The following is a 26,634-nucleotide window of genomic DNA, read 5'->3' on the forward strand; positions in this document are numbered from 1 at the left end:
GGCCAAGAAGGCAGCCGCCAAGAAGGCGCCCGCCAAGAAGGCCGCTGCCAAGAAGGCTGCGCCGGCCAAGAAGGCTGCTGCGAAGAAGCCGGCCGCCAAGAAGGCTGCTGCCAAGAAGCCGGCTGCCAAGAAGGCTGCCGCCAAGCCTGCCGCGGCCCCTGCCGTTGCTCCCGCTTCGGCTGCCAAGACCGCGCTGAACCCGGCTGCTGCCTGGCCGTTCCCGACGGGCAACCGTCCGTAAGCTGCGCCGCCACGGCGTGGACCTTAGCTGTTCCGCAAGGAACCACCACGGCACGCAAGTCGTGCCTGCATGACCGGATACCGCGTATCCGGTCCGCAAGACACCTGAGTCTTGCCGACCCGCCGATGGCAACCGCCCGGCGGGTTTTTTCATGGGCGCACGCGGGCCACGTCCGCCAGAGCGGCCAAAGAAAAAGCGCCGCACCCTTGCGGGTACGGCGCCCGGGGTGCGCCTTGGGTGAGGGCCTGCGCGGCCGTCAGTGCGTGACGCGGGTCACGCCGCCGGAGGACAGCAGCCGCACCCGTTCGCCAGGGCGGAAGGCTTCGTCGGCCTCCTGCGTGATGGCGCGCATCTCGCCGTTGTCCAGGCGCACGGTGATCTCCAGCGCGCGGCGCTGGTTGATCTTGTTCTCGGCCGCGCTGCCGGCGATGCCGCCCAGCACCGCACCGAGAATGCCCGCCGCCACCGCGCCGTTGCCGCCGCCGATGGTGCTGCCGGCCGCGATGCCGCCGATGGCGCCGCCGGCCAGCGTGCCAGCGCCGGTCTGGCCGCCCTGGATGGTGACCTCGCGGATGCCTTCGACCACGCCGTAGCGCACGGTCTGCTCACGCTGCGCCTGGCCGGTGCCGTAGACGCTGTTGGAATTGGATTGCGTGGCGCAGCCGGCCGCCAGCGTGGCAACCAGGGCCGCCCCAAGGACGGCAAGCGCGCCGCCGCGTAGCGTGTTGTTCATGTCAGTTCCCGAAAAATTCGCCACGCGCCGGCCGCAGGTCAGGCGTAGCGGTACCCGAATGCAGACTGGAACCGGTTGCCGATTTCGTCGCGCGACAACCAGTGGTTCTGCGGACCCTGCTGCGCGATCTTGACCGACCCCATCAGCGATGCGAGGCGGCCGGTCGTTTCCCAGTCTAATCCGTTTTCAATGCCGAAGAGCAGGCCGCCGCGGAAGGCGTCGCCACAGCCGGTCGGGTCGACGATGCGCTCGGCCACGACGGCCGGGATCGCGTACTGGCGGCCATCGGCAAAGATGCTGGCGCCGCGTTCGCCGTGCGTGACGATGAAGGCACGAACCTTGGCGGCAACCTCGGCGCTGGTCCACGCGGTGCGCGACAGCAGGACCTGCGCCTCGTAGTCATTGACGGTTACGTAACTGGCGAGTTCAACGAACTCCCGCAGGTCGTCGCCATTGAACAGCGGCATGGCCTGGCCCAGGTCGAAGATGAACGGCACGCCGGCTTCGGCGAACTGGCGCGCGTGGTGCAGCATCCCTTCGCGGCTGTCGGGCGCAACGATGCCGAGGCTCGGTGCCTGCGCGCCGCCCAGCGCGTCCTTGACGTGGTTCAGCTGCGACTGGCTCATTGCGCCAGGGTGGAAGGCGGTGATCTGGTTGTTGTCCAGGTCGGTGGTGATCATGGCCTGCGCGGTGAAGGTCTCCGGCAGCACGCGGATGTGGCCGGTGGGGATCTCCAGCTTGCGCAGGTATTCCAGATAGGGTTCGGCGTCGATGCCGACGGTGGCCATCACCACCGGATCGCCGCCCAGCATCTTGAGCGTGTAGGCGATGTTGCCGGCGCAGCCGCCAAACTCGCGGCGCATGCCGGGCACCAGGAACGAGACGTTCAGCATGTGGATCTGGTCCGGCAGGATGTGTTCGCGGAAGCGTCCGTCGAACGTCATGATGGTGTCGTAGGCGACGGAGCCGCAGATCAGGCTGGCCATGCTCTCTCCAGGTGTCGGGTTGGTTTCGGTGGATCGGCGCCCTCGCGGGCAGAAGCAGTAACGCAGAAAACAGAAGCGGCCGCCCCGTGGTCGCGGGCGGCCGCTGACATCGCAGGCGCGCCGCCTGTTACTTCAGCGCGGCCAGGGCGGCGTCGTAGTCGGGCTCGGACTTGATCTCGGGCACCAGCTGGCTGTACTTGACGGTGTCATTCTCGTCCAGCACCACCACGGCGCGCGCGGTCACGCCGGCGAGCGGGCCGGTCTTGATGTCCACGCCATAGTTGCCCTTGAACTCGGCGCCGCGCATGGTCGACAGCGGCACCACGTTGGCCAGGCCTTCGGCGCTGCAGAAGCGGCCCATGGCGAACGGCAGGTCGGCGGAGATGGTCAGCACCACGGTGTTGGCCAGGCCGCTGGCGGCTTCGTTGAACTTGCGCGCGGACGCCTGGCACACCGGCGTATCCAGGCTCGGGACGATGTTCAGCACCTTGCGCTTGCCGGCGAAGTCGGCCAGCGTGACGTCCTTCAGGTCCTTGCCGACCAGCGAGAAGGCCGGGGCCTTGTCGCCGGCTTGCGGGAACTTGCCTGCGACTTCGATGGCGTTGCCGCCGAGGGTGACGTTGCTCATGTCTACTCCTTGATATCTGATGGGTTTCCGGTTGCGGTCCGGAGCGGGGGCAAGGCTCGCTGCAAGACTCGGATTCGGTCCGGCGGCGGGCCAGGAATTCAGGGATAAAAAATCAGCACGCGATAGTTGGCTGGCGCCTGCTGCGTCCGGAATCGTACCCGAACCGGCAGCTCCATGCCCGCGCGCAGCCCTTGCGCGGCAAAGGCCTGCTGCGACGGTTCCAGGTATTCCGCGGGCTGCAGCACCCGTCGCAGCAGCAGCTGGTCCTGCAGGTCGGTCATCACCAGCTCGATCGCCGGCAGCGCGGTGCTGGCGCGGCCCAGGTTGCGCAGCGTGACGGCCAGCAGGTAGGTGTCGCCGCCTTCATCCTGGCGCTGCAGCTGCGAGGTCTCGATGCGCAGCGCATCGATGTCGCGCCACGGCGGCACCGTGCAGCCCAGCGGCGCGCATGCCGCCTCGAGTGCCGGGCGCAGCATCGGAAAGTGCCCGGCGAGCTGGCTGCGCCCCAGGTACGCAAGCTGCAGCAGCGCGGCGATGGCGAGTACCACGGCTGCCACGCGCCACGCGGCGCCGGGCACGGCAATGGGCCGGCGCGGCTGGCGTTCACGCTCGCGCTCGCGCGCGTGCCGCAGGAAGTCAGGGGCGAACACCGGGCCGGCCGGTGCTTCGGCGCGGACCCAGCGGCGCGTCGCCTGCTCGCGCGCGACCGCGCCGCCGGTGACGCTGGCAAGGGTGTCGGGGCCGGCGGAGCGCGCTTCGTCCTGCTCGCCGACGGCGGGCAATGCGTTCGGCGGCGTGGCGGCCGGAGCCTGGTCGGCCGGGCGTTGCGTGTGATCTGGCCACGGCGCCGGCTCGGATGCCTGATCGGCCGATGCCGCGCGCAGGAATTCGCTCGCGCTCGGGATGGCGCCGGGGACCGGCGCAGCGGGTTTTTCGACCGGGCTATCGAGCGTGCCGTGATCGAGCGCCGGCCAGGCGGCTGCCGGGGCGGGCGGCTGTGCCGCCGGTGCCGGGGCCGCTTCGGCCACCGGGCTGGCAGCCTCTCGCTGCGCGTCGCGCGCATCGCGGTCGGCGACGGCTGCGTTGGCTTCGCGCAGCGCGCGCTCGATCTCGGCATCGTCCATGCCGGCCTGCGGCGGCACGGCGATGTCCTCGGGCGACGACATCAGCATGGTCGGCGCATCCAGCGCCGGCACGTCGTAGCCGGGGTCGATGGTCGGTGTGAAAGCGGGAGTCGGGGTCGGCGCGGGTGCCGCGGATGATGAGGCGGGCGGCGCGGTGGATTCAGCTGCAGCGGGGGCAGGTGCGGCGGTCGCTGCCGGTTTCTGTGCCGGTGCCGGGGCGCTGCCCGCAGTGGTGCCCGCTGGCAGCGGAATCTCGATCAGGTGCTCGCGCGCGTCGAACACCGTTTCGCACTGGCCGCAGCGCACCAGCCCCTGGCGCAGCCGCAGCTGGTCGGCGACCAGCCGGAAGGCGGTGCGGCAGGCCGGGCAGCGCGTGACTAGCTTGACGGCGGCCATCTGGCGGAATCAGGGGCGAATGCCGTGCAGGCAGACCCAGCCTTCCTCGCTGCGCCATACCGTCAGCGGCAGCCAGGGTGCGTAGGCCGCGGCGACTTCCTCGGCCTGGCGCTCGAGCACGCCGGACAGCACCAGCCGCCCGCCGGCGCGCACGCGCGCGCTCAGCATGGCCGCCATCAGCTTGAGCGGGTTGGACAGGATATTGGCGACCACCAGGTCGTAGCTGGCGTCGGACACCGATTCCGGCAGCGCGAACGAGGCCTCGACGTGGTTGCGTTCGGCGTTGTAGCGCGATGCTTCCACGGCGTTGGGGTCGATGTCGATGCCGACCGTGTCGCCCGCGCCCAGCTTGCGCGCCACGATCGCCAGGATGCCGGAGCCGCAACCGTAGTCGAGCACGGTCTCGCCTGGCTTCAGGTTTTGTTCCAGCCACTGCATGCACAGCCGCGTGGTGGGGTGGCTGCCGGTGCCGAAGGCCAGGCCCGGGTCCAGCTCCAGCACCACGGCGTCGGGTTCGGGCGCGTCGTGCCACGACGGCACCACCCAGATGCGCTCGCCCACGCGGATCGGCTCGAACTGCGATTGCGTCAGCCGGACCCAGTCCTGGTCCTCGACCGCGCGCAGCTGGTACGGCGGCACCGGGTCGATGCCGAGCTGGTTGGCGGCGGCTGCCACCACCACGGCCGGATCGGCGTCGTCGCCGAACAGCGCGACCACGCGCGAGCGGTTCCACGCGAGTTGCTTCGGTTCCAGCCCGGGCTCGCCAAACAGCGGCTGCTCGTCGGGCGTGTCGGCGTCGGCGTCTTCCACCGAAACCGACAGCGCGCCGAGGTCGAACAGGGCGTCGGACCAGGCTTCGGCCTGGTCCTGCGCCACTTCGATCACACATTCCTGAAATGCCACGGGCTTCCTTCTGTTGCTGCCTATTGCTCAGGCCGATGCTCAGGCCGATGCTCAGGCCTTCGCGCGTTCTGCCAGCCGATGCTCGAGATAATGGATGCTGGTGCCGCCCTCGACGAAGTTGGCGTCCATCATCAGCTCGCGGTGCAGCGGCACGTTGGTCTGGATGCCGTCCACCACCATTTCCGACAGCGCGATGCGCATGCGGGCGATAGCCTGCTCGCGCGTGGCGCCGTAAGTGATGATCTTGCCGATCATCGAATCGTAGTTGGGCGGGACGAAGTAACCATCATACGCGTGCGAGTCGACCCGCACACCCGGGCCGCCGGGCATGTGCCAGGCGGTGATGCGCCCCGGCGACGGCGTAAACTTGAACGGGTCCTCGGCGTTGATGCGGCATTCGATCGCGTGGCCGCGGAACTGCACGTCCTTCTGGCGGAAGCGCAGCTTCTCGCCGAAGGCGATGCGGATCTGCTCCTGCACGATGTCGATGCCGGTGATCATCTCGGTGACGGGGTGCTCGACCTGCACGCGCGTGTTCATCTCGATGAAGTAGAACTCGTTGTTCTCGTACAGGAATTCGAACGTGCCGGCGCCGCGGTAGCCCATCTTCTTGCAGGCCTCGGCGCAGCGGTCGCCGATGCGCTCGATCAGGCGGCGCGGAATGTGCGGCGCGGGGGCTTCCTCGATCACCTTCTGGTGGCGGCGCTGCATCGAGCAGTCGCGCTCGCCCAGCCAGATGGCCTGCTTGTGCTGGTCGGCCAGGATCTGGATTTCAACATGGCGCGGGTTCTCGAGGAACTTCTCCATGTAGACCTCGGGATTGCCGAAGGCGCGGCCGGCTTCTTCGCGCGTCATGTTGACGGCGTTGATCAGCGCGGCTTCGGTATGCACCACGCGCATGCCACGGCCACCGCCGCCGCCCGCGGCCTTGATGATCACCGGGTAGCCGACGCGGCGCGCGGTCGCCAGGATTTCCTTCGGATCGTCGGGCAGGGCGCCGTCCGAGCCGGGCACGCACGGCACGCCGGCCTTGATCATGGCCTGCTTGGCCGAGACCTTGTCGCCCATCAGGCGGATGCTGTCGGCGGTCGGGCCGATAAAGACGAAGCCGGACTTTTCCACGCGCTCGGCAAAGTCCGCGTTCTCGGACAGGAAGCCGTAGCCGGGGTGGATGGCCTGCGCATCGGTCACCTCGGCGGCCGAGATGATGGCGGGCATGTTCAGGTACGACAGCGGCGACGGGGCCGGGCCGATGCAGACGGCTTCGTCTGCCAGGCGCACGTACTTGGCCTCCTTGTCGGCCTCGGAGTACACCACGACCGTCTTGATGCCCAGCTCGCGGCAGGCGCGCTGGATGCGAAGAGCGATTTCGCCGCGGTTCGCGATCAGAATTTTTTCAAACATGGTCTCTCTCTGCGAGAACAGTAGCGGTCCCGCTGCGTGGCGCCATGGCGCGCCGGGCGCGCGCCGCGATGGCCTGTGGCCATCCGGGCGGCGAGACTGCGGGAACTGCATGGAACTGCACGGAACGGGCCGCGAACAGCGTCCGTGGCGCGGAAGCGCCCCGGCATGCCGTGCGGGCAGGGGCCGCAGTGGACCGCTGGCGCGGGCGGCTGCAGCATGGGCCCGGCATGCCGGTCAGGATCAGCCGATGACGAACAGCGGCTGGCCGTATTCCACCGCCTGGCCGTTCTCGACCAGGATTTCCTTGATGACGCCGGCCTTGTCGCACTCGATCTCGTTGAGCAGCTTCATGGCTTCGATGATGCAGACGGTCTGGCCTTCCTTGACCGTGTCGCCGACGTTGACGAAGGGCGCGGCGCCCGGCGACGGGGCACGGTAGAAGGTGCCCACCATCGGCGAGGTCACCACATGGCCGGCGGGAAGCTGCGCAACCGGCTCGGCAGCCGGTGCTGCGGCGCTGGCCGGGGCGGCCGCGGCCTGCGCGGCGGCGGGCAGGGCCTGCATCTGCGGCATGGCCATCGGCGCGGCGATGACTTGCGGCGGTTGCTTGACGATGCGTACCTTGCCGTCGCCTTCGGTGACTTCCAGCTCGGAGATGCCGGATTCGGCCACCAGGTCGATAAGCGTCTTCAGCTTGCGCAGGTCCATCTTTTTATCCTCCTGAATCGGGTTTTCCGCCGCTGCCCGGGACGGGCCGTGGCGGAACAATCGTTGTGCCGGCCACCGGAAATCCGCACCCGCCGTGCCGAGGCACGCCAACGGGCGCAGGCCGCCGGGCGGCGCGCGCAGGTTGTCGAAAAAATCCTTGTGGGGGTTCAGCTCCCCGAACTCTCGGGTGGAGGCTGCTCCTGGCCCAGTACATAGTCCAGCGCCAGCAGGTAACCCTGCCAGCCAAGCCCGCAGACCACCCCGACCGCCACGTCCGAGAAGTACGAGTGGTGCCGGAAGCTTTCGCGCCGGTGCACGTTCGACAGGTGCACCTCGACGAACGGGATCGCCACGCCGGCCAGCGCATCGCGCAGCGCCACGCTGGTATGCGTATAGGCAGCCGGGTTGATGAGGATGAACTCGACCCCTTCCGCGCGGGCGGCGTGGATGCGGTCGACCAGCGCTCCCTCGTGGTTGGACTGGAACGTCTCCAGCGACGCGCCGGCTTTCGCCGCGCGTTCGGACAGGGCCGCGTCGATATCGGCCAGCGTGGTGTGCCCGTAGGTCTCCGGCTCGCGCGTCCCCAGCAGGTTAAGGTTGGGCCCATGCAGGACCAGCACCTTGCGGTAGCGGGGTGAGCGACGGATAGAGCGGGATGCAGTCACGGCGGCTCGACCAGATCAACGAAATTGCGCGGAGATTACCGTAGCTTAGAGGGATTTGTCTAGCACGGGATACAGGCCTCGGCGACCCCTGCGCGCTCTTGGCGGCCCTTTGAGCACTTTCGCACCAAAGCACTCCGCAGCCGAGACAAATCCATCAGGAAAGCCGAAATTACCCGATGTTCGCGGATGAAGTGAATCAAGTGCGCGGCAGCACGGCACGCAGTTCGTCCGCGGTGACGCGGCCCATCTTGCGATACTTCACCGAACCGTCCGGATTGATGACGACGGTATAGGGCAGGCCACCTGCGCTGTTGCCGAAATTGCGGGACAGCTCGGTGCCGGCGAAGCCAGCCACGGCCAGCGGATACGCAACCGGTACCTTCTGCGTGAACTGCTGGATGTTGGCCGCGGAATCGATACCGATGCCGACAAATTCCACTTGGCGATGCTTGAACTCCTCATGCAGGGCGGTCAGTTCCGGCATTTCCTCTACACAAGGTCCGCACCAGGGGGCCCAGAAGTTGACCACCACGGTCTTGCCGCGCAGCTTGCCAAGATCGAGTTCCGTGCCAGCCGGGTCGGGCAGCCGCGACTGGAACAAGGTTTCCACGGCCTGGTCATTGGCTGGCTTGGGCGAAAAAACGAAATGCCCGGCCAGCGCGCCGGCGGCACAGGCAATCACGGCGACAGCGATCCACAACCAGAGGCGGGAGCGGCGGGCGGGCGGGGCGATGGTTTCAGTCATGGAATGGCTGGGGACCGGTAAAGATAAGAAGGGCTTCAGGCGTTGCCGGCGCCGTCAGCGGCATCGAGCAGGGCTTGCACGGCCTGCACATCGGCGCGTACGGCGCGCCCGGAGGCGTCTGCCCGCATGGCGCCGCGTTCATCGACCGCATCATACAGGGCTATATGGATGCCCACTGGCGCACCCAGTTCCGCGCGGACCTCGCCGGCCAGCAGACGCGCCTCGCGGCGGTCGGGCCACTGGCCTTTCCACAGGAAGCTGAGGGTTTCGACCTCGCCACGGCCGCCGAAGTGGCGGCTTTCGCTGGTTTCGAAGTCGACCCCGGCATTGATCAGGTGCAGCGCGGCATCCTTGGCGCTGTCGCAGAAGCACTGCAGATAGATGTCGGAGTGCTCCGTGGCGGTGCCATTGAGCACCGCGCCGACCAGGTAAGGCCGGAACGGCGCCAGGTCTTGCATTGCCATCACCGCCAGCCGGCGCAGCAGCGCCAGCACGCGCGGCTGGCTGTCGGCGTGGAACAGCGCCTGGTAGGCGCGCACCTCGGCCTCGACCTGCTCGTTGTCGGGAAGCCATTCGCCCGGCACGCGTTGTTCGCCCAGCACCTGGCGCGCTGCCTTGCGCTTGGCGGTGGCGTAGTCGGCACCGTCCTCGGCAATCATGCGGGCGGCGGCCTGGGCGATTTCCTCGCGCAGGCGGGTGGGGTCTGGGGCGGTACGTCGGTTCATGCCCCATGATACCGGAGGCGTATGCCGCCGCGCGCGCTGCCGCAGTGCAGCGAAGGGCGCTGGCGCTCGGGTACAATCGGAGGCTTCCTGCCCGGCCGCCGCCGCGCCGCAAGGCTCCAACCCAGCCGCCGCGCCGCCGGGCCCGAATCCCCACGCCTGCGGGCTTCAAGTCTTTCCGGGAACCCATGCATATTCATATCCTTGGCATCTGCGGCACCTTCATGGGCGGCCTGGCGGTGCTGGCCAAGCAGGCTGGCCACCGCGTCACCGGCTGCGATGCCAACGTCTACCCGCCGATGAGCACCCAGCTCGAAGCCCAGGGCATCGAACTGATCGAGGGCTTTGACCCAGCGCAGCTGTCGCTGAAGCCGGACCTGTTCGTGATCGGCAACGTGGTCTCGCGCGGCAATCCGCTGATGGAAGCCATCCTCGACCGCAACCTGCCTTATGTGTCGGGCCCGCAATGGCTCGGCGAGCACGTGCTGGCGCGCAAGTGGGTGCTGGCGGTGGCCGGCACGCACGGCAAGACCACCACCACCTCGATGCTGGCCTGGATCCTGGAGGATGCCGGCTACAACCCCGGCTTCCTGGTGGGCGGGGTGCCGCAGAACTTCGGCATCTCGGCGCGCGTGACGGAATCGGACTTCTTCGTGATCGAGGCCGACGAGTACGACACCGCGTTTTTCGACAAGCGCAGCAAGTTCGTCCACTATCGCCCGCACACCGCCATCCTGAACAACCTGGAATACGATCACGCCGACATCTTCCCGGATCTGGCCGCGATCGAGACCCAGTTCCATCACCTCGTGCGCACCGTACCAGGCCAGGGCCGGATCGTCGTCAATGGCGTGGAAGAGAGCCTGGCGCGCGTGCTTGAGCGCGGCTGCTGGAGCGAAGTGGAGCAGTTCGGCGTCGGCGACTGGCGCGAGAGCGACGCTGCCGGCAGCGAGGCGGCGCCGGGCAAGGACGCATTCGATGTGTGGTTCGGCGACGCCGTCGAGGGCACGGTGGTGTGGGACCTGCAGGGCACCCACAACCGCATGAACGCGCTGGCCGCGATCGCCGCCGCGCGCCATGTCGGGGTGCCGGCCGCGCAGGCGATCGCATCGCTGTCGCGCTTCGCCAACGTCAAGCGCCGCATGGAGGTGCGCGGCGTGGCCGGCGGCGTCACGGTCTACGACGACTTCGCCCACCATCCCACCGCGATCCAGACCACGCTGGACGGGCTGCGCCGCCGCGTCGGCAATGCCCGCATCCTGGCGGTGCTGGAGCCGCGTTCCAACACCATGAAGCTGGGCGTGATGAAGGCGCAGCTGCCGGCCAGCCTGGAGCAGGCCGACCTGGTGTTCGGCTACGGCGCTCCCGCCGGCAAGGACGCGCTGGGCTGGGACCTGGCCGAAGCACTGGCGCCGCTGGGCGCTACGGCGACCGCGTTCCAGGACCTGGGCGCGCTGGTGCAGGCGGTGCGCGCCGCGGCGCGGCCGGGCGACCATGTACTGGTGATGAGCAACGGCGGGTTTGGCGGCGTGCACCAGAAGCTGCTGGACGCGCTGGCCCAGGGCACGGCCGGCTGACCGGACCCGCCATGCTGCTGTATCTGCACGGATTCCGCTCTTCGCCCCAGTCGTTCAAGGCCCAGCTGGTGCAGGCACGCATGCGCGAGTGGGGCGTGGGGCGCTATTACGCCTGCCCCACGCTCAATGTCTCACCGGCGCTGGCCGTGGCCCAGGCCGAGGCGGCGATCCGCGCCGCGCGAGCGGGCGGCGACCAGGAAATCGCCATCGTCGGCTCGTCGCTGGGCGGCTTCTATGCGCGCTGGCTGGGCGAGCGGCACGGCTGCAAGACCGTATTGCTCAATCCCGCCATCCATCCCTGGACCGACCTCGAAAGCTACCTGGGCGAACAGCCGTTGTGGCACGGCGGCGGTTCGGTCACGGTCGAACGCCGCCACCTGCAGGAACTGCTGGACCTGCGCGTGGACACCCTCACCCGGCCCGAACGCTACTACCTGATCGCGGCCACCGGCGACGAGGTGCTGGATTACCGCGAAATGGTCGATGCCTGCCCCGGCGCGAAGATCCGCGTGATCGAGGGCAGCGACCACGGCATCAGCGAGTTTGCCGACTACGTCGACGATGTCCTCGCCTTCTGCGGCTATGGCCCCGGCGGCAAGACGCCGGCCGGCACCGGCGCGGCATGAGCGCGCAGTCCGTGCGCCGCTGCGGCTGGAGCCCGCACCTTGCCTTCGACGCGGCCATCCCGCCCAACCTGCGGCGCTGGGTCACCGGCGATGACGGCTCGCTGACGGCGCGGCTGGTGGCTGCCTCCGCGCGCTTTCGCGTGGCGCGCCTGCTGCAGGCGCCGCAGCGCCCGCTCGCCGACGAATGGCAGGCGCTGGGTCAGCCGGACCGCACCCCCGCGCTGACGCGCGAGGTCCTGCTGATCTGCGACGACATTCCCGCCGTGTTCGCCCACACCGTGGTGCGCCTGCGCCATGCGCGCCGCGACTGGCCGTTCCTGCGCGGCTTGGGCGAGCGTCCGCTGGGCGGGCGCCTGTTCGTCGATCCGGCGGTGCGGCGCGAGCCGTTCCAGTTTGCGCGGCTGCTGCCGCACCACCCGCTGCGCCAGGCCCTGCACCGCGTGCTGCCGGCCATGGCGTCAGTGCCCATGCTGACCGCGCGGCGCTCGGTGTTCCGGCGCGGCGACGGCGTCATGCTCGTGACAGAAGTGTTCCTGCCGGACCTGCTGTCGCGGCCATCCCCGGGGACCGAGGCGGTTCCGCATCCCAAATACATGCGGACGACAGACCGAAGCCCTGTTTCGACACACACTACCGAAACCAAGAAAGAGACCACGAGATGAAACTGCAGGGTCGGGTTGCCATCATCACCGGTGCCGCCGCCGGCATCGGCTTTGCCACCGCGCAGCGCTTTGCCGAAGACGGCGCCATCGTCGTGCTGTGCGATGTACAGGAAGCGCGCGTGCGCGAGGCCGCCGCCAGGCTGGCGGCCACCGGCGCCACCGTATCGGCCTACCGCGTCGACGTGACGCGCCGCGACGAGGTCGACGCCATGGTCGCCGCCGTGCTGGCCGCGCACGAGCGTGTCGATATCCTGGTCAACAACGCCGGTATCACCAAGGACGCGCGCCTGGCCAAGATGACCGAGGCCCAGTTCGATGCCGTCATCGACGTCAACCTGAAGGGCGTATTCAACTGTGCGCAGGCGGTGGCCGGGCTGATGACCGAGCAGGGCAAGGGCGTGATCCTGAACGCCTCCAGCGTGGTCGGCTTGTACGGCAATTTCGGCCAGACCAATTACGCGGCCAGCAAGTTCGGCGTGATCGGCTTCACCAAGACCTGGGCGCGCGAGCTGGGCCCCAAGGGCGTGCGCGTGAACGCGGTGTGCCCGGGCTTCGTCAACACCGAGATCCTGCAGACCGTGCCGGACAAGGTGCTGGACGGCATGAAGTCGTCTTGCTGGCTGCGCCGGCTGGCCGAGCCGGCCGAGATCGCCAGCATCTATGCCTTCCTGGCCAGCGATGATGCGAGCTACGTCAACGGCGTGGCGATCGAGGCCAGCGGCGGCATGTCGCTCTGAGCCCGGCGGGCGGCCGGACCGGGGTGCGGTATCATGCCAGGTCTCAGGCCGGTCCTTGGCGGCGCGGCCGCCGGTGCGCCACAGGCTGCCGGCAGGCCGCCGACAGGCCCGCGCGCCCCGCACCCGTTCCCGTTCGCACGCGTTGATGTCCGGGTGCGCGCGGTGGCACCATTTCTCCCACAGGATCCGCTCCAGCGCTGGCCACAAGGCCGCCCGGCGCGGTTCCGCGCATAGTTGAAAGTACCGATCGATGCAGTTGCTGTTCGAAGAAGGCGGCGAGATCCGCGCCGGCACCGTGCTGAACCAGCAGGGCGAGGCTTACCAGGTGGAGCTGCCGGCCGGCAAGCGCACCAAGGTCAAGTCGCGCGACGTGCTGCTGCAGTTCGCGCAGCCGTCGGCGCCCGAGCTGGTACGCCAGACCGGCGACATGGTGGCCGAGATCGACCTGGACTTCCTGTGGGAATGCGCGCCCGAGGCCGAGTTCGGCTTTGCCGAGCTGGCCGCCGAATACTACGGCGCCGAGCCCGGCGCGGTGCAGCAGGCGGCGCTGGCGATGGCGCTGCACGGCAACCCGGTGTACTTCCGCCGCAAGGGGCGCGGCCGCTACCAGCGCGCGCCCGAGGACCAGCTCAAGGCTGCGCTGGCCGCGCTCGAGCGCAAGCGCCAGCAGGCGCTGGTGCAGGCCGAGTATGAGGAACAGCTGAAGGCGCTGACGTTGCCGGAATCGTTCCGCAACAAGGTGCTGCAGTTGCTGTTCAAGCCCGACAAGAACAGCCTCGAATACAAGGCCATGGACGCGGCCTGCACCGCGCTCGGCATGTCGCCGATGCGGCTGATGGTGGCCGCTGGCGGAGTTGCCAGCGCGCGCGCGCTGCACGAGGCCAAGTTCCTTGCCGAGTGCTTCCCCAAGGGCACCGGCTTTCCCGATACCGACGTGCCCGAGCCGCCGGCCGACCTGCCGCTGGCCGAGGTCGAGGCGTTCTCGATCGACGATGTCACCACCACCGAGATCGACGACGCGCTGTCGGTAACGCAGCTGCCCGACGGCAAGCTGCGCATCGGCATCCATATCGCCGCGCCGGCGCTGGGCATCCGCCGCGGCGAGCCGCTCGACGCGATCGCACGCCAGCGCCTGTCGACGGTCTACTTCCCGGGCGACAAGATCACCATGCTGCCGGACCCGGTGGTGGAGCGCTACACGCTGCAGGAAGGCCGGGTTTGTCCGGCGCTGTCGCTGTACGTGACGGTGGACCCGTCGGTGTGGCTGATCACCGGCAGCGAAACCCGCGCCGAGATGGTGCCGATCGCCGCCAACCTGCGCCACAACCTGCTCGACGATGTCATTACCGAGGCCTCGCTCGCCGAGGGCACCGGCGACTACCCGTTCCGCGAGGCGCTGACCCGGCTGTGGCACTTTGCCGGCTACCTGTACGACGAGCGCCAGAAGGCGCGCCTGGCCAGCGGCCTGCGTCCCGAGACCCACAACCGCGCCGACTTTAACTTCTATCTCGACGACCAGGCCGACGGCAGCCAGCGCGTGCGCATCGAGCAGCGCAAGCGCGGCTCGCCGCTGGACAAGATCGTGGCCGAGATGATGATCCTGGCCAACAGCACCTGGGGCAAGCTGCTGGCGGACCATGGCGTGCCCGGCATCTACCGCACCCAGAAGGCATGGGGCATGCACCGCACGCGCATGCAGACCTACCCGGCGCCGCACGAAGGCCTGGGCGTGGCGCAGTACGCGTGGAGCACCTCGCCGCTGCGCCGCTATGTCGACCTGGTCAACCAGTGGCAGATCCTGGCGGTGGCCCAGCATGGCGTGACCGCCAAGCTGGTGGCGCCGTTCAAGCCCAAGGACGCCGACCTGCTGGCCGCGGTGGCCGACTTCGAAGGCACCTACGCCGCCTATGCCGACCACCAGTCGACCATGGAGCGCTACTGGTGCCTGCGCTGGCTCAAGCAGGAAAACCGCGAGCGCATGGTGGCCTCGGTGCTCAAGGAAGGCGCGGTGCGCTTTACCGAGATTCCGCTGGTGACGCGCGTGCCCGAACTGGTGCAGGCGCAGCGCGGCACCCAGGTGCTGCTGGAGATCGGCGAGACCGACGAGATCACGCTGGAGGTCTCATGCCGGGTGCTGGAGATCTTTGCCGGTGAAGGCGAAGTCCCCGAGGAAGAGCTGGAAAGCGACGAGGAAGCCGCTGAAATGTCTGCCGAAGCCGCAGCCGAGGCGGCGGCCGAGGAAGCCGCCGAGCACGCCGCGGGCGTGCCGGATCAGCAGCCGGCCGAAGCGGACGGCGACGCCGGCGGCGAGGCGTCGGGCGAGCGCGACACTGGCACCCCGGCGGCCGGCTGAAGCCTTCGGAAATCCGCGGGGCTCCCTTACAATGCGGGTCTGATCCGGGGCCCGCTGCCCCGCTCTGCCAGCCGGCACCGGCCATAGCGCCGCGCTGGTCTCCCGAGCCCTCATCCATCCATCGTGAACGCCACTCTTGCCGCTTCCCGCCCCTGGTGGCATGCCAGGTGGCACAACAGCAGTATGCTGGCCCGGGCGCTGGCCATTTCCGTGGCCGTGCACGCACTGCTGCTGATGGTGCGGGTGGCCGCGCCGGAAGTGTTCGAGATCAAGCGCAGCGACGCCGCGCTGGACGTGGTGCTGGTCAATGCCAAGTCCGCCCAGAAGCCGCGCAACCCGACCGCTTTGGCGCAGGCCAACCTCGACGGCGGCGGCGACCATGACCTGCAGCGCGCCACCACGCCGTTGCCGGCGCAGACCCTGACGCAGGAGGGTGACCTGGTGCGCCAGGTGCAGCGCCGCGTCGAGCAGCTGGAACAGGAGCAGCAGCGCCTGCTGACCCAGACGCGCGAAGCCGCCCCAGCGGTGCGCAACCAGCCGCTCAAGCCGGGCGAGAAGCGCCAGGACACACCGCAGCGCGGCCAGGACGAGCGCACCTCGGCAGACGAGATGGCCAGGCTGGAAGCCGAGATCGGCCGCAACCTGGAGCACTACGCCAAGCGGCCCAAGCGTTTCCAGCTGACCGCCACCAGCGCGCAGGCGGTCGACTACGCGCAGTACTACGACCGGCTGCGCCGCAAGATCGAGGCGCGCGGCACCACGGACTTCCCGCAACGCAACGGCAAGCCGCTCTACGGCCAGCTGATCCTGGTGATCAACGTCAACCGGCAGGGCAAGCTCGGCTACAACCGCGATGGCTATAACGTCGATGCCATCGACGTGGTCAAGAGCTCGGGCGATCCCGCGCTGGACCGCCAGGCGGTGGCGATCGTGCGCGCGGCCGCGCCGTTCGGCGCCTTTACCGCGGAGATGTCGGCGCGCCAGGACATCCTCGAAGTCATATCCACTTTCAAGTTTTCGCGCAGCGGGCTGGAAACCCGCTTGCAGGCACGCTGATGACATCCACTGACCCTTCCCAAGCCAGCGCCGACCGCTATGTGGTGATCGGCAACCCGGTCGCGCACAGCCGTTCGCCGGCGATCCACGCCGCCTTCGCGCGCCAGACCGGCGAGGCCGTGCAGTATGACCGCCTGGAGGCGCCGCTGGACGGGTTTGCCGACACCGTGCGCCAGTTCTTCGCCGACGGCGGCTACGGCTGCAACGTCACCGTGCCGTTCAAGCTCGAAGCCTATGACCTCGCCGACCGCCTGACCGAGCGCGCCGAGGCCGCCGGCGCGGTCAATACGCTGTGGATCGAAGAAGGGCTGATCCATGGCGACAACACCGACGGCATCGGCCTGGTGCGCGATATCCAGGACAACCTCGACACCCTGATCGAAGGCAAGCGCGTGCTGCTGCTCGGCGCCGGCGGCGCCGCCATGGGCGCGATGCTGCCGCTGATCGAATGCCGGCCTTCGCGCATCGTGGTGGCCAACCGCACCGCATCGCGCGCCAGCGACATGCTCGAGGAGTTTGTCGAGGCGGCCGACCAGTATGGCGTCGAGCTGTGGGGCGGCGGCCTCGATGCGCTCGAGGGCCTGTCCGAGGACGAGGCCGTCGACGTGGTGATCAATGCCTCGTCGAGCAGCCTGCATGGCGAAGTGCCGCCGGTGCCCGAGTTCCTGCTGGGCGAGGGCGTGCTGGCCTACGACATGATGTACGGCGCCGAGCCCACCGTGTTCCTGCAGTTCGCCGCACGCTGCGGCGCGCGCGTGAGCGACGGCCTGGGCATGCTGGTCGAGCAGGCCGCCGAGGCCTTCTATATCTGGCGTGGCGTGCGGCCCCGCACCGCGCCCGTGCTGGCCGAGCTGCGCGCCGCGCTGCAGGCCGAACCCAAGGGCTGACCGGGGCGCCGCCAGCCGTGGCCAACCGCAATCGCACGGCCAGTGCCGCCCGCACCCACGCGGCGCCGGCGCGCGCCGTCTTCAATCCGGTGCGCTGGCTCGGCTACCTGCTGGGCTGCGTGGTCGCCGGGGTGGTGGCGATGCAGCTGTACTTCTTCGTGCAGATCGCCAGCTGGCAGTACCTCAATCCCGCCACCACCACCTTCATGCGCGCCGAGCGCTGGCGCCTGTGTGGCATCAATGTGTGGAGCTGCGGCCTCGACCGGCAATGGGTGCCATACGACCGCATCTCGCGCAATCTCAAGCGCGCGGTGATCGCCAGCGAGGATGCCGACTTCGTCAACCATCCCGGCTATGAGCTCGATGCCATGCTCGATGCCTGGGAACGCAACAAGAAGCGCGGGCGCATCGTGCGCGGCGGCTCCACCATCACGCAGCAGCTGGCCAAGAACCTGTTCCTGTCGTCCGAGCAGCATTACCTGCGCAAGGGCCAGGAGCTCGCCATCACGTGGATGCTCGAGTTCTGGCTCGACAAGCAGCGCATCTACGAGATCTACCTGAATTCGGTGGAATGGGGCGAGGGCGTGTTCGGCGCGCAGGCCGCGGCGCAGCACTACTTCCGCACCAGCGCCGACAAGCTCAGCGTGGGCCAGTCAGCGCGCCTGGCGGCGGCGCTGCCGGCGCCCAAGTGCTTCGACAAGAAGGAATACTGCGCCAACGTGCGCGTGAACTTCCGCGCCAAGGCGGGCATCATCGCGCGGCGGATGGGGGCGGCGACGCTGCCCGACTGAAGCCGCCGGACTCAGCTCAGCCACCCCTTGCGGCGGAAATACACCAGCGGGATCGCCGCCGACACCGCCATCAGCGCAATCGCCCACGGATACCCGGCACCCCAGTCCAGTTCCGGCATGAACTTGAAGTTCATGCCGTAGATGCTGGCGATCAGCGTGGGCGGCATCAGCGCCACCGACACCACCGAGAACAGCTTGATGATCTTGTTCTGGTTGATGTTGATGAAACCGACGGTGGCGTCCATCAGGAAGTTGATCTTGTCGAACAGGAACGCGGTGTGGTTCTCGATCGAGTCGATGTCGCGCAGGATCTGGCGCGCCTCGTCCTGCTGCTCGGCCGACAACAGCTGGCTGCGCATCAGGAAAGACACCGCGCGGCGCGTGTCCATCACGTTGCGGCGGATGCGTCCGTTCAGGTCTTCCTCGCGGGCAATGGTTTCCAGCACGTCGGCCGCGGCGGCATCGGTCACGTTCTCGGCCAGCACGCGGCGGCTGGCTTCTTCCAGGCGCTCGTAGACTTCCTCGATCGAGTCGGCGGAGTATTCGGCGTCGGTCGCGTACAGGTCCATCAGCACATCCTTGGCATTGCGCACCGAGCCCGGGCGCATGCGCGCGCGCAGCCGCACCAGGCGGAACACCGGCAGGTCTTCGTCGTGGATGGAGAACAGCACGTCCTTGGTCAGCACGAAGGCGACGCGCACGTTGCGCGACACCTCTTCCTCGTCGAGCAGGAAGTCGGTGCGGATATGGATGTTCTCGTCCTCACCCTCGAAATAACGCGCGGACGCTTCCAGGTCGCCCAGGTCTTCCAGTTCAGGAAGGGCGACGCCATAGGCTTCCTTGATCCAGTTCAGTTCCTCGTCGTCGGGATTGACGACATCGATCCAGATCGGCTTGTGCTGCAGCAGCTCATTGCGCTCGTCGACCTGCTCCTGGGCAAGCCGGCCTTTTTGCAGGACGAACAGGTTGATCATCCCCGGGATTCCTTATTGCTGATTGCGACGAAAAACAAAGACAAGCGCGAAGACAAGCGCAGGCGGCTCGCCGCATTCCCAGGTATTGCGTCATGCCCCGTCATGGCCGCGCGGCGTGCCGCGCAAGGCCGGGCCACGGGCAAGCGTGATCGCGCTGTCCCGCGGCTGCGCGGGGCAGGCGGACAAGGCGATGGCGTTTGCCTGGGTTGGCTGGCTAGCCGGGAGAGGGAAGATCCGCCCCGGTGGGCGCGCATGGAGGCGCCGCCGGTGGCACGGAAAGACACTCGCCCGCAGTTCTGACTGCGGGCAAGGCCGACGAAGCGCGGAGCCGGGTGCTCCGGGCGGGTCGTCGTTACGCAGCCCGCAGTGACATGGCATTCGCAGAGGCCGCAGCGTTGCCGCGCCAACTCGAACACCCGATGCTACTGCCCACGTAATTTCTCCGGGATTGTGATGGCCGCGAGTGTAGCCCAACGGAGGGTGGCTTGTTAAGTGAAATCTCCGCGACGGGCGCGCGCCGTTGCCGCTCCGCGACCCGTGGCGCGCCCCGGGGACGTGCCCTGGGGTGTCAGCCGAAAGCGCCACGGAGCCGCCGCCACAGCAGCGGCGCCAGCATCACCGAGGACAGCGCCAGGAACATCAGCACGATCGCGGCGTAGTCCTGCCAGTGCGGCTGCTCGCCCAGCAGCCACATCCCGGAGAACACGCCGACCACCGGGATGAACATGATCGACAGGCTCGACACCACCGGCGGCAGGCTGCGCGCCAGCCCAAACCAGACCAGGTGGCAGAAGGCGAAGACCACCACCGCGTTATAGGCGATCGCGGCCCATTCGATGGCGGTGGGCATGCGCCAGCCGTCTTCCAGCAGCAGCGTGCCCAGCGCCAGGAAGGGCAGCGTCACGGCCAGCATCCAGAAGGTCATGGCACCGATCGGCACGTCGGTCTGGGTGCGCTTCATCAGCTGGGTGCCGAAGCCCCAGCCGGCCGCGGCCAGCAGCATCAGCAGCGTGCCGGCCGGACTGCCGGTCAGCGCGGCGAGCTCGCCCGACAGCAGCAGCACCGTGCCCGCCAGCGCGCAGCCGATGCCCAGCCAGGCCCACGCGCCGATGCGCTCGCGGAAGAACACCAGGCCCCAGACCACCGCCCAGATCGGCATGGTGTAGCCCAGGATGGCGGCGCGGCCCGACGACAGCAGCTTGACCGCGCAGATCGCGAACAGGTGCCAGATCACCATGTTGGGCAGCGCCAGCCGCAATACCGTGCCCCATTCGCGCCGCGGCACGGCCAGCGAATCGCCGCGCAGCCGCAGCGCCACCCCCAGCGCCACCAGCCCGCCGGCCATGCACAGCAGGCGGAAGCCCATCGCCGGGAAATGCGCCACGCCCACCTTCATGATGGGCCAGTTGATGCCCCAGGCGAGCGTCAGCACCACAAGCAGGAAGAGACCACGGCGATCGAGAGACATGACGGGACGCGGCTGTGCGGGATGCCGCGCATTGTTTTGAGACGAAGCGCAAAACGATAGCACGCAGCGGGTAAAATTGCCGAAAGCGACATATGCTGCAGGGATGAAAGGTTTTCACGCCGCTGCGGCCAACCGCGCCGGCCGAGTCCATCGGCCTGATCGGCCAGATCGGCCAGGATCGGCCTCACGATGAGACGCCGGCGCCACCAGGACATTCCGAGTACCCATGACTTTCACCGAGCAGCTTGCTGCCGCCTGGCAGCGCAACGATTCCCTTCTGTGCGTCGGGCTCGATCCTGATCCGCACAAGCTTCCCCTGTCCCTGACCGGAGCCGGCGGCGCCATCTTCTCGTTCTGCCGCGAGATCGTCGACGCCACCGCCGACCTGGTCTGCGCCTTCAAGCCGCAGATCGCGTACTTCCATTCGCAGCGCGCCGAAGACCAGCTCGAGCAGCTGATCCACTATATCCACGACGCCCATCCCGGCATCCCGGTGATCCTCGACGCCAAGCGCGGCGACATCGGCTCGACCGCCGAGCACTATGCGCTGGAAGCCTTCGAGCGCTACAAGGCCGATGCGGTCACGGTCAGCCCGTACATGGGCTTTGACTCGATGCAGCCCTATCTGGCCTATCCGGGCCGCGGCGTGATCGTGCTGTGCCGCACCTCCAACCCGGGCGGTTCGGACGTGCAGTTCCTGCAGGTCGACGGCAAGCCGCTATACCAGCTGGTGGCCGAGGCCGCGCGCGAGCGCTGGAACACCACCGGCCAGATGGGCCTGGTGGTCGGCGCGACCTTCCCCAACGAGATCGCGCGCGTGCGCCAGATCGTCGGCGACATGCCGCTGCTGATTCCCGGCATCGGCGCCCAGGGCGGCGACATCGAGGCCACGGTGAAGGCCGGGCGCACCGCCGACGGCACCGGCATGATGATCAATTCGTCGCGCGCGATCCTGTACGCCAGCCGCGAGAAGGACTTCGCCGCAGCGGCGCGCAACGTCGCGCTGCAGACGCGCGAGACCATCAACCGCTACCGCCACGGCTGACCGCCCCCACGCGGCATGAAAAAAACCGCGCCTGCTGGCGCGGTTTTTCGTTTGAGCGGCTTGCGGCGGCAGGGGCTTCAGGCCTCGTTGCGCAGCAATTCCACCAGGCCCCGCATCGCGTGCTCGGCCGCCTGGCGCCGGATCTGCGCGCGGTCGCCGGGAAAGCGCTGGGTTTCGACGATGGTGGTGATGCGGTTGCTCCAGCCAAAGCACACCATGCCCACGGGCTTTTCCGGGGTGCCGCCGTTGGGGCCGGCGACGCCGGTGATCGACAGTGACACTTGCGCGCGGCTGTTCAGCAGCGCCCCTTCCGCCATCGCGCGGGCGACCTCTTCGCTGACGGCGCCGTGATCGCGGATCAGCTTGGCCGGCACCCCCAGCATGGTCGACTTGGCCTCGTTGGAATACGTGACGAAGCCGCGCTCGAACCAGCCCGACGAGCCCGACACGTCGGTAATGGCGGCGGCGACCAGGCCGCCGGTGCAGGATTCGGCGGTGGCCAGCATCAGGGATTTGTCGGCTAGGGCGACGCCGGCCTGGATGGCGAGCTGGTCGAGCAGGCGGCTGACGGACATGATGGGTGCAGGGGTTGTTTGGGGAATCAGTTTGGCGTTCGCGGCTCAGAACGAGCGCCACAGGGCAAACACCAGCAGCGTGTAGAACGCCGCGAAGATATCGTCGAACATCACGCCGAAGCCGCCGCGCAGGCCGGGGCCCTTCAAGCTGCGGTCATAGTGGCCGATCGGCGCCGGCTTGGCGATATCGAACAGCCGGAACCACAGGAACGCGGCGAACTGGCCCCAGAAACCGGTCGGCATGACAAAGGCCAGCACCAGCCAGAACGCCACGATCTCGTCCCAGACCATGCTGCCGTGGTCGTGCACGCCCATGTCGCGCGCGGTGCGGGCGCACGCCCACAGGCCCACGACGAAGCCGCCGGTGATGATCCACAGCCAGGTGGCGGGCTCGATCCACAGCGAAATCACCACGAACGAGAGCCAGGCGTAGAGCGTGCCGACGGTGCCGGGGCCGACCGGCGACAGGCCCGAGCCGAAGCCGAAGGCGATCAGGTGCGCCGGATGCGCCAGCATGAAGCGCGCGCTCGGGCGCGTGACCTTGACGGTCTGGCCGGCTTCCAGGGTCAGGGCGGGGTCGCGCGGCGCGGCCCCGGGAGGGAAGGTGGACATCAAAGTTGGCTCGTGTGATGCGGATACTGCTTATGGTTATGGCCGGCTTGCGCTGCGATGCGTGCGGGACTCCCATGCCCGCGCAGGCGCCGATGCCGGCATCATGACATGCCTGTGACCCGGTGTCAGGGGGCAGCGAAATGGTCGAAGCTGGCGCCCTCGTAGCGGGTCGGGTTGCCGGCGCGGTCGACCAGCCGCAGGCCCGGCTCGGGCGTGATCGCGCCGACGCGCGTCAGCGGCAGCGCCAGCCGCTCGCTGATGGCCGCAATGGCGTCGCGGTGGCCGGCCGGCGCGGTGAAGCACAGCTCATAGTCGTCGCCGCCGGCCAGCACGCATTCGCGCTGGATGGCGTCGGGCTGGCCGGCCAGCACTGCCGATCTAGGCAGGGCGTCGACATCGACCAGCGCCCCCACCTGCGAACGCGCCAGGATATGGCCGAGGTCGCCGACCAGGCCGTCGGAGATATCAAGTGCAGCATGCGCCACGCCGCGCAAGGCCATGCCCAGTGCCACCCGCGGCGTGGGCGCGTCCATGCGCGGCCGCACCTGGCTGAATTCGGGTTCGGGCAGCAGCCATTCGCCGCGGCAATCGCCCAGCGCCAGCCGCGCATCACCAAGGGTGCCCGAGATCCAGATATCGTCGCCGGGGCGCGCGGCGTCACGGCGCAGCGCCGCGCGCAGCGGCACGTCGCCGAATACCGTCAGCGACAGCGTCAGCGGGCCGCGCGTGGTGTCGCCGCCCACCAGTTCGCAGCCGTGTTCGTCGGCCAGCGCCAGCATGCCGCTGGCCAGTTCGGCGAGCCACTCCGGCTCGGCCTCCGGCAAGGCCAGCGCCAGCGTGAAAGCGCGCGGTTCGGCACCCATGGCGGCGAGGTCCGACAGGTTCACCGCCAGCGCCTTGTGGCCCAGCGCGCGCGGCGCCACGTCGGGGAAGAAATGGCGGCCGCTGACCAGCATGTCGGTGCTGATGGCGAGATGGTGGCCGGGACGGCCCTCGACCAGCGCGCAGTCATCGCCCACGCCGAGCGCAGCCTTGCGCACCGGCCGCGTGAAATAGCGGCGGATCAGGTCGAATTCGGAAAGCTGGGCGGGCTGGACGTTGGACATGGATCGACGGCGTGCCGGGACGGGCGGTGGAGTGACGGCGGGGTTTTGCAGGGGATCAGCGGGGTTTGCCGGCAAATCCCGCAGCACCGCGCGCGGCATCAGCATGGGGCGCGTCGCGCGTTTCAGCAAGATACTGCCGCGCATCACAGCCCTGACCGCCATGCGCTGCGCCACCTTGCCGGCTGGGCGCTACGCTCGCTGGTGTTGCCCGGGAGGATGGGGCATATTGTACCGAATCGCAAAGGTGCCCCAAGCAAAACGCTTATTGTGAAATAGTTTTTCACTATATAAAATGCTGGGTTCCAAAGGAAGAGAAGGGCGGACGCGTGGAGCCGGTCCGCCGATCGTCCCCGCCTTGTCAATGACGGCTCCACCGATTGGAAGATGCGCCGATGACCAGCCCACAGTCCCCGTCCCAAGACGATCTGAAACAGCAGCAGCGCGAGGCGCTGCGCAAAGCGGCGCTCGAGTATCACGAGTTTCCCACCCCCGGCAAGATCTCGGTCACGCCGACCAAGCCGCTGTCGAACCAGCGCGACCTGGCTCTGGCGTATTCGCCCGGCGTGGCCGCAGCCTGTGAAGAAATCGTTTCCGATCCCGCCAATTCGTTCCGTTACACCGCGCGCGGCAACCTGGTCGCGGTCATCACCAACGGCACCGCCGTGCTGGGCCTGGGCGACATTGGCGCCGCGGCGTCCAAGCCGGTGATGGAAGGCAAGGGCGGGCTGTTCAAGAAGTTTGCCGGTATCGACGTGTTCGATATCGAAATCGACGAGAAGGACCCGGAAAAGCTGGTCCAGATCATCGCCGCGCTCGAGCCCACCTTCGGCGGCATCAACCTGGAAGACATCAAGGCACCGGAGTGCTTCTACGTCGAGCGCAAGCTGCGCGAGAAGATGAAGATCCCCGTCTTCCATGACGACCAGCACGGCACCGCCATCGTGGTGGCCGCGGCCATCATCAACGGCCTGAAAGTGGTCGGCAAGGATATCGCCAAGGTCAAGCTGGTGGCCTCGGGCGCCGGCGCTGCGGCGCTGGCCTGCCTGGACCTGCTGGTCGACATCGGCCTGCCGATCGAGAACATCTGGGTGACCGACCTGGCCGGCGTGGTCTACGAGGGCCGTACCGAACTGATGGACCCCGAAAAGGCGCGCTTCTCGCAAAAAACCGACAAGCGCAAGCTGGGCGAAGTGATCGACGGCGCCGACATCTTCCTGGGCCTGTCGGCGGCGGGCGTGCTCAAGCAGGACATGGTCCAGCGCATGGCCGACAAGCCGCTGGTGCTGGCGCTGGCCAACCCGAATCCGGAAATCGCGCCCGAGCTGGTCAAGGAAGTGCGTCCGGACGCGGTGATGGCCACGGGTCGTACCGACTACCCGAACCAGGTCAACAACGTCCTGTGCTTCCCGTTCATCTTCCGCGGGGCGCTGGATTGCGGCGCCACCACCATCACGCGCGAGATGGAAATCGCCGCGGCCAACGCGCTGGCCGAACTGGCACGCCAGGAGCAGAGCGACATCGTCGCCACCGCCTACGGCATCCAGGATCTGTCGTTCGGCCCCGAATACCTGATCCCCAAGCCGTTCGACCCGCGCCTGATCGTCAAGGTGGCGCCGGCCGTGGCCGAAGCCGCGATGAAGTCGGGCGTGGCCGCGCGCCCGATCGAGGACATGGACGCGTACCGCCTGCAGCTGCAGCAGTTCGTGTACCACTCCGGCACGGTGATGAAGCCGATCTACGCCGCCGCGCGCAAGGTCGAGATGGACAAGAAGCGCATCGTCTTCGCCGAGGGCGAGGAAGAGCGCGTGCTGCGCGCCGTGCAGGTGATCGTCGACGAAAAGCTGGCCAACCCGATCCTGATCGGCCGCCCCGCCGTGCTGCAGCACCGCATCGAGCGCTTCGGCCTGCGCCTGCGCGCCGGCGTGGACTTCACCGTGGTCAACCCGGAACACGATGAGCGCTTCCGCGACTATTCCGACGCCTACTACCGCATGATGGCTCGCCAGGGCATCACGCCGCAGTACGCCAAGCTGGAAATGCGCCGCCGCACCACGCTGATCGGCGCAATGCTGGTGCACAAGGGCGAGGCCGACGGCATGATCTGCGGCACCGTCAGCAACACCGCGGCGCACCTGCGCTATATCGACCAGGTGCTGGGCGGCACCAACAAGGTCTATGCGGCGATGAACGGCCTGGTGCTGCCGGGTCGCCAGATCTTCCTGGTGGACACCCACGTCAACGTCGACCCGAGCGCCGAGGAACTGGCCGCGATCACGCTGATGGCCGCCGAAGAGCTGAAGCGCTTCGGCATCGAACCCAAGGTCGGCCTGCTGTCGCATTCGAACTTCGGCTCGTCCGAGGCGCCGTCTGCGCGCAAGATGCGCGAAACCCTCGCCATCCTGCGTGAACAGGCCCCCGAACTGGAGATCGACGGCGAGATGCACGGCGATTGCGCGCTCGACCAGAAGCTGCGCGACCAGCTGGTGCCGGACGGCACGCTCAAGGGCGAGGCCAACCTGCTGGTGTGCCCGAACATCGACGCCGCCAACATCTCGTACAACCTGCTCAAGGTTGCCGCGGGCAACAACGTCGCCATCGGGCCGATCCTGCTGGGCGTGAAGGCGCCGGTGCACATCCTGACCCCGTCGGCGACCGTGCGCCGCATCGTCAACATGACGTCGCTGGTGGTGGTCGACGCCGCCGCCAAGCGCTAAGCCGATTGCCCTGGCCCGCAGCGGGCCAAGGTGACGAAAAGCCGGGTTCGCCCGGCTTTTTTTATCGCCTCGTGCTTGCAGTTAGTATGCGCACACATACGCTTAACATATTGAAACAATTGAAGAAATTGCGCTGCAACAGGGGCGGGATTGATTAATTGCGTGCATGCGCGTAACCTTACGCCTTTGATACAGG

The 26,634-nt window shown here is 68.2% G+C and carries 26 protein-coding genes; 11 read left to right on the forward strand and 15 right to left on the reverse strand.

Annotation, left to right across the window (positions count from 1 at the left end):
- On the forward strand, window positions 1-241 hold a 241-nt coding region (locus tag U9J39_RS21220), incomplete at its 5' end, for a hypothetical protein (RefSeq protein WP_326347976.1).
- 256 nt (window positions 242-497) lie between these two features.
- Here the strand turns inward: U9J39_RS21220 and U9J39_RS21225 are convergent.
- The 10 genes from U9J39_RS21225 to U9J39_RS21270 all read right to left on the reverse strand — a co-directional run bounded on the left by U9J39_RS21225 (window position 498) and on the right by U9J39_RS21270 (window position 9,258).
- Window positions 498-974 carry a hypothetical protein gene (locus U9J39_RS21225; RefSeq protein WP_115710808.1) on the reverse strand — a complete coding sequence of 159 codons (477 nt, stop codon included), beginning with the start codon at window positions 972-974 and terminating at the stop codon, window positions 498-500.
- A 38-nt stretch (window positions 975-1,012) separates the two neighbouring features.
- Window positions 1,013-1,960: a carbohydrate kinase family protein gene (locus U9J39_RS21230; protein ID WP_012353878.1), complete on the reverse strand. Its 948-nt coding sequence runs from the start codon at window positions 1,958-1,960 to the stop codon at window positions 1,013-1,015.
- A gap of 127 nt (window positions 1,961-2,087) precedes the next feature.
- Window positions 2,088-2,588, reverse strand: a complete 501-nt coding sequence (gene tpx / locus U9J39_RS21235) for a thiol peroxidase (RefSeq protein WP_115681133.1) — start codon at window positions 2,586-2,588, stop codon at window positions 2,088-2,090.
- Window positions 2,589-2,686: 98 nt separating this feature from the next.
- Window positions 2,687-4,108: a DUF3426 domain-containing protein gene (locus tag U9J39_RS21240; RefSeq protein WP_116313065.1), complete on the reverse strand. Its 1,422-nt coding sequence runs from the start codon at window positions 4,106-4,108 to the stop codon at window positions 2,687-2,689.
- Window positions 4,109-4,117: 9 nt separating this feature from the next.
- A complete protein-coding gene (prmA, locus tag U9J39_RS21245; protein ID WP_115710805.1) occupies window positions 4,118-5,011 on the reverse strand; it encodes a 50S ribosomal protein L11 methyltransferase in 894 nt (297 codons plus the stop codon).
- Window positions 5,012-5,062: 51 nt separating this feature from the next.
- Entirely contained in the window at window positions 5,063-6,415 is a 1,353-nt protein-coding gene (gene accC / locus U9J39_RS21250; RefSeq protein ID WP_115710804.1) for an acetyl-CoA carboxylase biotin carboxylase subunit, read from the reverse strand.
- Between the two features lie 240 nt (window positions 6,416-6,655).
- A complete protein-coding gene (accB, locus tag U9J39_RS21255; protein WP_115681129.1) occupies window positions 6,656-7,123 on the reverse strand; it encodes an acetyl-CoA carboxylase biotin carboxyl carrier protein in 468 nt (155 codons plus the stop codon).
- 167 nt (window positions 7,124-7,290) lie between these two features.
- Window positions 7,291-7,788 carry a type II 3-dehydroquinate dehydratase gene (aroQ, locus tag U9J39_RS21260; protein WP_116313063.1) on the reverse strand — a complete coding sequence of 166 codons (498 nt, stop codon included), beginning with the start codon at window positions 7,786-7,788 and terminating at the stop codon, window positions 7,291-7,293.
- Window positions 7,789-7,984: 196 nt separating this feature from the next.
- Window positions 7,985-8,533 carry a TlpA family protein disulfide reductase gene (locus U9J39_RS21265; protein ID WP_115710802.1) on the reverse strand — a complete coding sequence of 183 codons (549 nt, stop codon included), beginning with the start codon at window positions 8,531-8,533 and terminating at the stop codon, window positions 7,985-7,987.
- A 35-nt stretch (window positions 8,534-8,568) separates the two neighbouring features.
- Window positions 8,569-9,258 carry a UDP-N-acetylmuramate--alanine ligase gene (locus tag U9J39_RS21270; RefSeq protein WP_116313062.1) on the reverse strand — a complete coding sequence of 230 codons (690 nt, stop codon included), beginning with the start codon at window positions 9,256-9,258 and terminating at the stop codon, window positions 8,569-8,571.
- A 185-nt stretch (window positions 9,259-9,443) separates the two neighbouring features.
- Between U9J39_RS21270 and mpl the strand changes: the two genes are divergently transcribed.
- The 8 genes from mpl to mtgA all read left to right on the forward strand — a co-directional run bounded on the left by mpl (window position 9,444) and on the right by mtgA (window position 17,944).
- Window positions 9,444-10,832 (forward strand): UDP-N-acetylmuramate:L-alanyl-gamma-D-glutamyl-meso-diaminopimelate ligase, encoded by a 1,389-nt coding sequence (gene mpl / locus U9J39_RS21275; protein WP_326347977.1) that lies wholly within the window; start codon window positions 9,444-9,446, stop codon window positions 10,830-10,832.
- Between the two features lie 11 nt (window positions 10,833-10,843).
- Window positions 10,844-11,458 carry a YqiA/YcfP family alpha/beta fold hydrolase gene (locus tag U9J39_RS21280; RefSeq protein WP_116313060.1) on the forward strand — a complete coding sequence of 205 codons (615 nt, stop codon included), beginning with the start codon at window positions 10,844-10,846 and terminating at the stop codon, window positions 11,456-11,458.
- Window positions 11,455-12,120, forward strand: a complete 666-nt coding sequence (locus U9J39_RS21285; RefSeq protein WP_116313059.1) for a chorismate--pyruvate lyase family protein — start codon at window positions 11,455-11,457, stop codon at window positions 12,118-12,120. Before U9J39_RS21280 ends, U9J39_RS21285 begins: the two co-directional genes overlap by 4 nt.
- On the forward strand, window positions 12,117-12,857 hold the full coding sequence (gene fabG / locus U9J39_RS21290; protein ID WP_115688020.1) for a 3-oxoacyl-ACP reductase FabG: 741 nt from the start codon (window positions 12,117-12,119) through the stop codon (window positions 12,855-12,857). Before U9J39_RS21285 ends, fabG begins: the two co-directional genes overlap by 4 nt.
- Before the next feature lie 250 nt (window positions 12,858-13,107).
- On the forward strand, window positions 13,108-15,210 hold the full coding sequence (locus U9J39_RS21295) for a ribonuclease catalytic domain-containing protein (RefSeq protein ID WP_115710797.1): 2,103 nt from the start codon (window positions 13,108-13,110) through the stop codon (window positions 15,208-15,210).
- 123 nt (window positions 15,211-15,333) lie between these two features.
- Entirely contained in the window at window positions 15,334-16,266 is a 933-nt protein-coding gene (locus tag U9J39_RS21300; RefSeq protein WP_115710795.1) for an energy transducer TonB, read from the forward strand.
- The gene (aroE, locus tag U9J39_RS21305; RefSeq protein WP_116313056.1) at window positions 16,266-17,153 is read left to right on the forward strand and encodes a shikimate dehydrogenase; all 888 of its coding nucleotides are present in this window, start codon (window positions 16,266-16,268) and stop codon (window positions 17,151-17,153) included. Before U9J39_RS21300 ends, aroE begins: the two co-directional genes overlap by 1 nt.
- 89 nt (window positions 17,154-17,242) lie before the next feature.
- Window positions 17,243-17,944, forward strand: coding sequence for a monofunctional biosynthetic peptidoglycan transglycosylase (mtgA, locus tag U9J39_RS21310; RefSeq protein ID WP_115681498.1), 702 nt, complete (start codon window positions 17,243-17,245; stop codon window positions 17,942-17,944).
- Between the two features lie 11 nt (window positions 17,945-17,955).
- Here mtgA and corA read toward each other — a convergent pair whose 3' ends face one another.
- A complete protein-coding gene (gene corA / locus U9J39_RS21315) occupies window positions 17,956-18,918 on the reverse strand; it encodes a magnesium/cobalt transporter CorA (protein ID WP_012353861.1) in 963 nt (320 codons plus the stop codon).
- A 568-nt stretch (window positions 18,919-19,486) separates the two neighbouring features.
- Entirely contained in the window at window positions 19,487-20,386 is a 900-nt protein-coding gene (locus U9J39_RS21320) for a DMT family transporter (RefSeq protein WP_115710793.1), read from the reverse strand.
- A gap of 226 nt (window positions 20,387-20,612) precedes the next feature.
- Here U9J39_RS21320 and pyrF point away from each other — a divergent pair, with 226 nt between their 5' ends.
- The gene (gene pyrF, locus U9J39_RS21325; RefSeq protein WP_018006326.1) at window positions 20,613-21,431 is read left to right on the forward strand and encodes an orotidine-5'-phosphate decarboxylase; all 819 of its coding nucleotides are present in this window, start codon (window positions 20,613-20,615) and stop codon (window positions 21,429-21,431) included.
- 77 nt (window positions 21,432-21,508) lie between these two features.
- On the opposite strand, the gene U9J39_RS21330 is transcribed toward pyrF, so the two are convergent.
- The 3 genes from U9J39_RS21330 to thiL all read right to left on the reverse strand — a co-directional run bounded on the left by U9J39_RS21330 (window position 21,509) and on the right by thiL (window position 23,724).
- On the reverse strand, window positions 21,509-22,006 hold the full coding sequence (locus tag U9J39_RS21330; protein ID WP_012353857.1) for a CinA family protein: 498 nt from the start codon (window positions 22,004-22,006) through the stop codon (window positions 21,509-21,511).
- A 45-nt stretch (window positions 22,007-22,051) separates the two neighbouring features.
- Window positions 22,052-22,618 (reverse strand): phosphatidylglycerophosphatase A family protein, encoded by a 567-nt coding sequence (locus U9J39_RS21335; protein ID WP_115710791.1) that lies wholly within the window; start codon window positions 22,616-22,618, stop codon window positions 22,052-22,054.
- A 125-nt stretch (window positions 22,619-22,743) separates the two neighbouring features.
- Complete coding sequence (thiL, locus tag U9J39_RS21340) at window positions 22,744-23,724, reverse strand: thiamine-phosphate kinase (protein WP_115710789.1); 981 nt, start codon at window positions 23,722-23,724, stop codon at window positions 22,744-22,746.
- Window positions 23,725-24,116: 392 nt separating this feature from the next.
- Between thiL and U9J39_RS21345 the strand changes: the two genes are divergently transcribed.
- On the forward strand, window positions 24,117-26,438 hold the full coding sequence (locus tag U9J39_RS21345) for an NADP-dependent malic enzyme (protein WP_018006329.1): 2,322 nt from the start codon (window positions 24,117-24,119) through the stop codon (window positions 26,436-26,438).
- Window positions 26,439-26,634: the final 196 nt, after the last annotated feature.

The organism is Cupriavidus sp. SS-3 (genome assembly GCF_035818815.1).
Lineage (GTDB): Bacteria > Pseudomonadota > Gammaproteobacteria > Burkholderiales > Burkholderiaceae > Cupriavidus > Cupriavidus taiwanensis_C.

Coding starts and splice junctions, on each gene's coding strand:
- U9J39_RS21225 (WP_115710808.1), bottom strand. CDS start 974: ATGAACAACACGCTACGCGGCGGCGCGCTTGCCGTCCTTGGGGCGGCC.
- U9J39_RS21230 (WP_012353878.1), bottom strand. CDS start 1,960: ATGGCCAGCCTGATCTGCGGCTCCGTCGCCTACGACACCATCATGACG.
- tpx (WP_115681133.1), bottom strand. CDS start 2,588: ATGAGCAACGTCACCCTCGGCGGCAACGCCATCGAAGTCGCAGGCAAG.
- U9J39_RS21240 (WP_116313065.1), bottom strand. CDS start 4,108: ATGGCCGCCGTCAAGCTAGTCACGCGCTGCCCGGCCTGCCGCACCGCC.
- accC (WP_115710804.1), bottom strand. CDS start 6,415: ATGTTTGAAAAAATTCTGATCGCGAACCGCGGCGAAATCGCTCTTCGC.
- accB (WP_115681129.1), bottom strand. CDS start 7,123: ATGGACCTGCGCAAGCTGAAGACGCTTATCGACCTGGTGGCCGAATCC.
- U9J39_RS21265 (WP_115710802.1), bottom strand. CDS start 8,533: ATGACTGAAACCATCGCCCCGCCCGCCCGCCGCTCCCGCCTCTGGTTG.
- U9J39_RS21270 (WP_116313062.1), bottom strand. CDS start 9,258: ATGAACCGACGTACCGCCCCAGACCCCACCCGCCTGCGCGAGGAAATC.
- mpl (WP_326347977.1), top strand. CDS start 9,444: ATGCATATTCATATCCTTGGCATCTGCGGCACCTTCATGGGCGGCCTG.
- U9J39_RS21280 (WP_116313060.1), top strand. CDS start 10,844: ATGCTGCTGTATCTGCACGGATTCCGCTCTTCGCCCCAGTCGTTCAAG.
- U9J39_RS21285 (WP_116313059.1), top strand. CDS start 11,455: ATGAGCGCGCAGTCCGTGCGCCGCTGCGGCTGGAGCCCGCACCTTGCC.
- fabG (WP_115688020.1), top strand. CDS start 12,117: ATGAAACTGCAGGGTCGGGTTGCCATCATCACCGGTGCCGCCGCCGGC.
- U9J39_RS21295 (WP_115710797.1), top strand. CDS start 13,108: ATGCAGTTGCTGTTCGAAGAAGGCGGCGAGATCCGCGCCGGCACCGTG.
- aroE (WP_116313056.1), top strand. CDS start 16,266: ATGACATCCACTGACCCTTCCCAAGCCAGCGCCGACCGCTATGTGGTG.
- corA (WP_012353861.1), bottom strand. CDS start 18,918: ATGATCAACCTGTTCGTCCTGCAAAAAGGCCGGCTTGCCCAGGAGCAG.
- U9J39_RS21320 (WP_115710793.1), bottom strand. CDS start 20,386: ATGTCTCTCGATCGCCGTGGTCTCTTCCTGCTTGTGGTGCTGACGCTC.
- pyrF (WP_018006326.1), top strand. CDS start 20,613: ATGACTTTCACCGAGCAGCTTGCTGCCGCCTGGCAGCGCAACGATTCC.
- U9J39_RS21330 (WP_012353857.1), bottom strand. CDS start 22,006: ATGTCCGTCAGCCGCCTGCTCGACCAGCTCGCCATCCAGGCCGGCGTC.
- U9J39_RS21335 (WP_115710791.1), bottom strand. CDS start 22,618: ATGTCCACCTTCCCTCCCGGGGCCGCGCCGCGCGACCCCGCCCTGACC.
- thiL (WP_115710789.1), bottom strand. CDS start 23,724: ATGTCCAACGTCCAGCCCGCCCAGCTTTCCGAATTCGACCTGATCCGC.
- U9J39_RS21345 (WP_018006329.1), top strand. CDS start 24,117: ATGACCAGCCCACAGTCCCCGTCCCAAGACGATCTGAAACAGCAGCAG.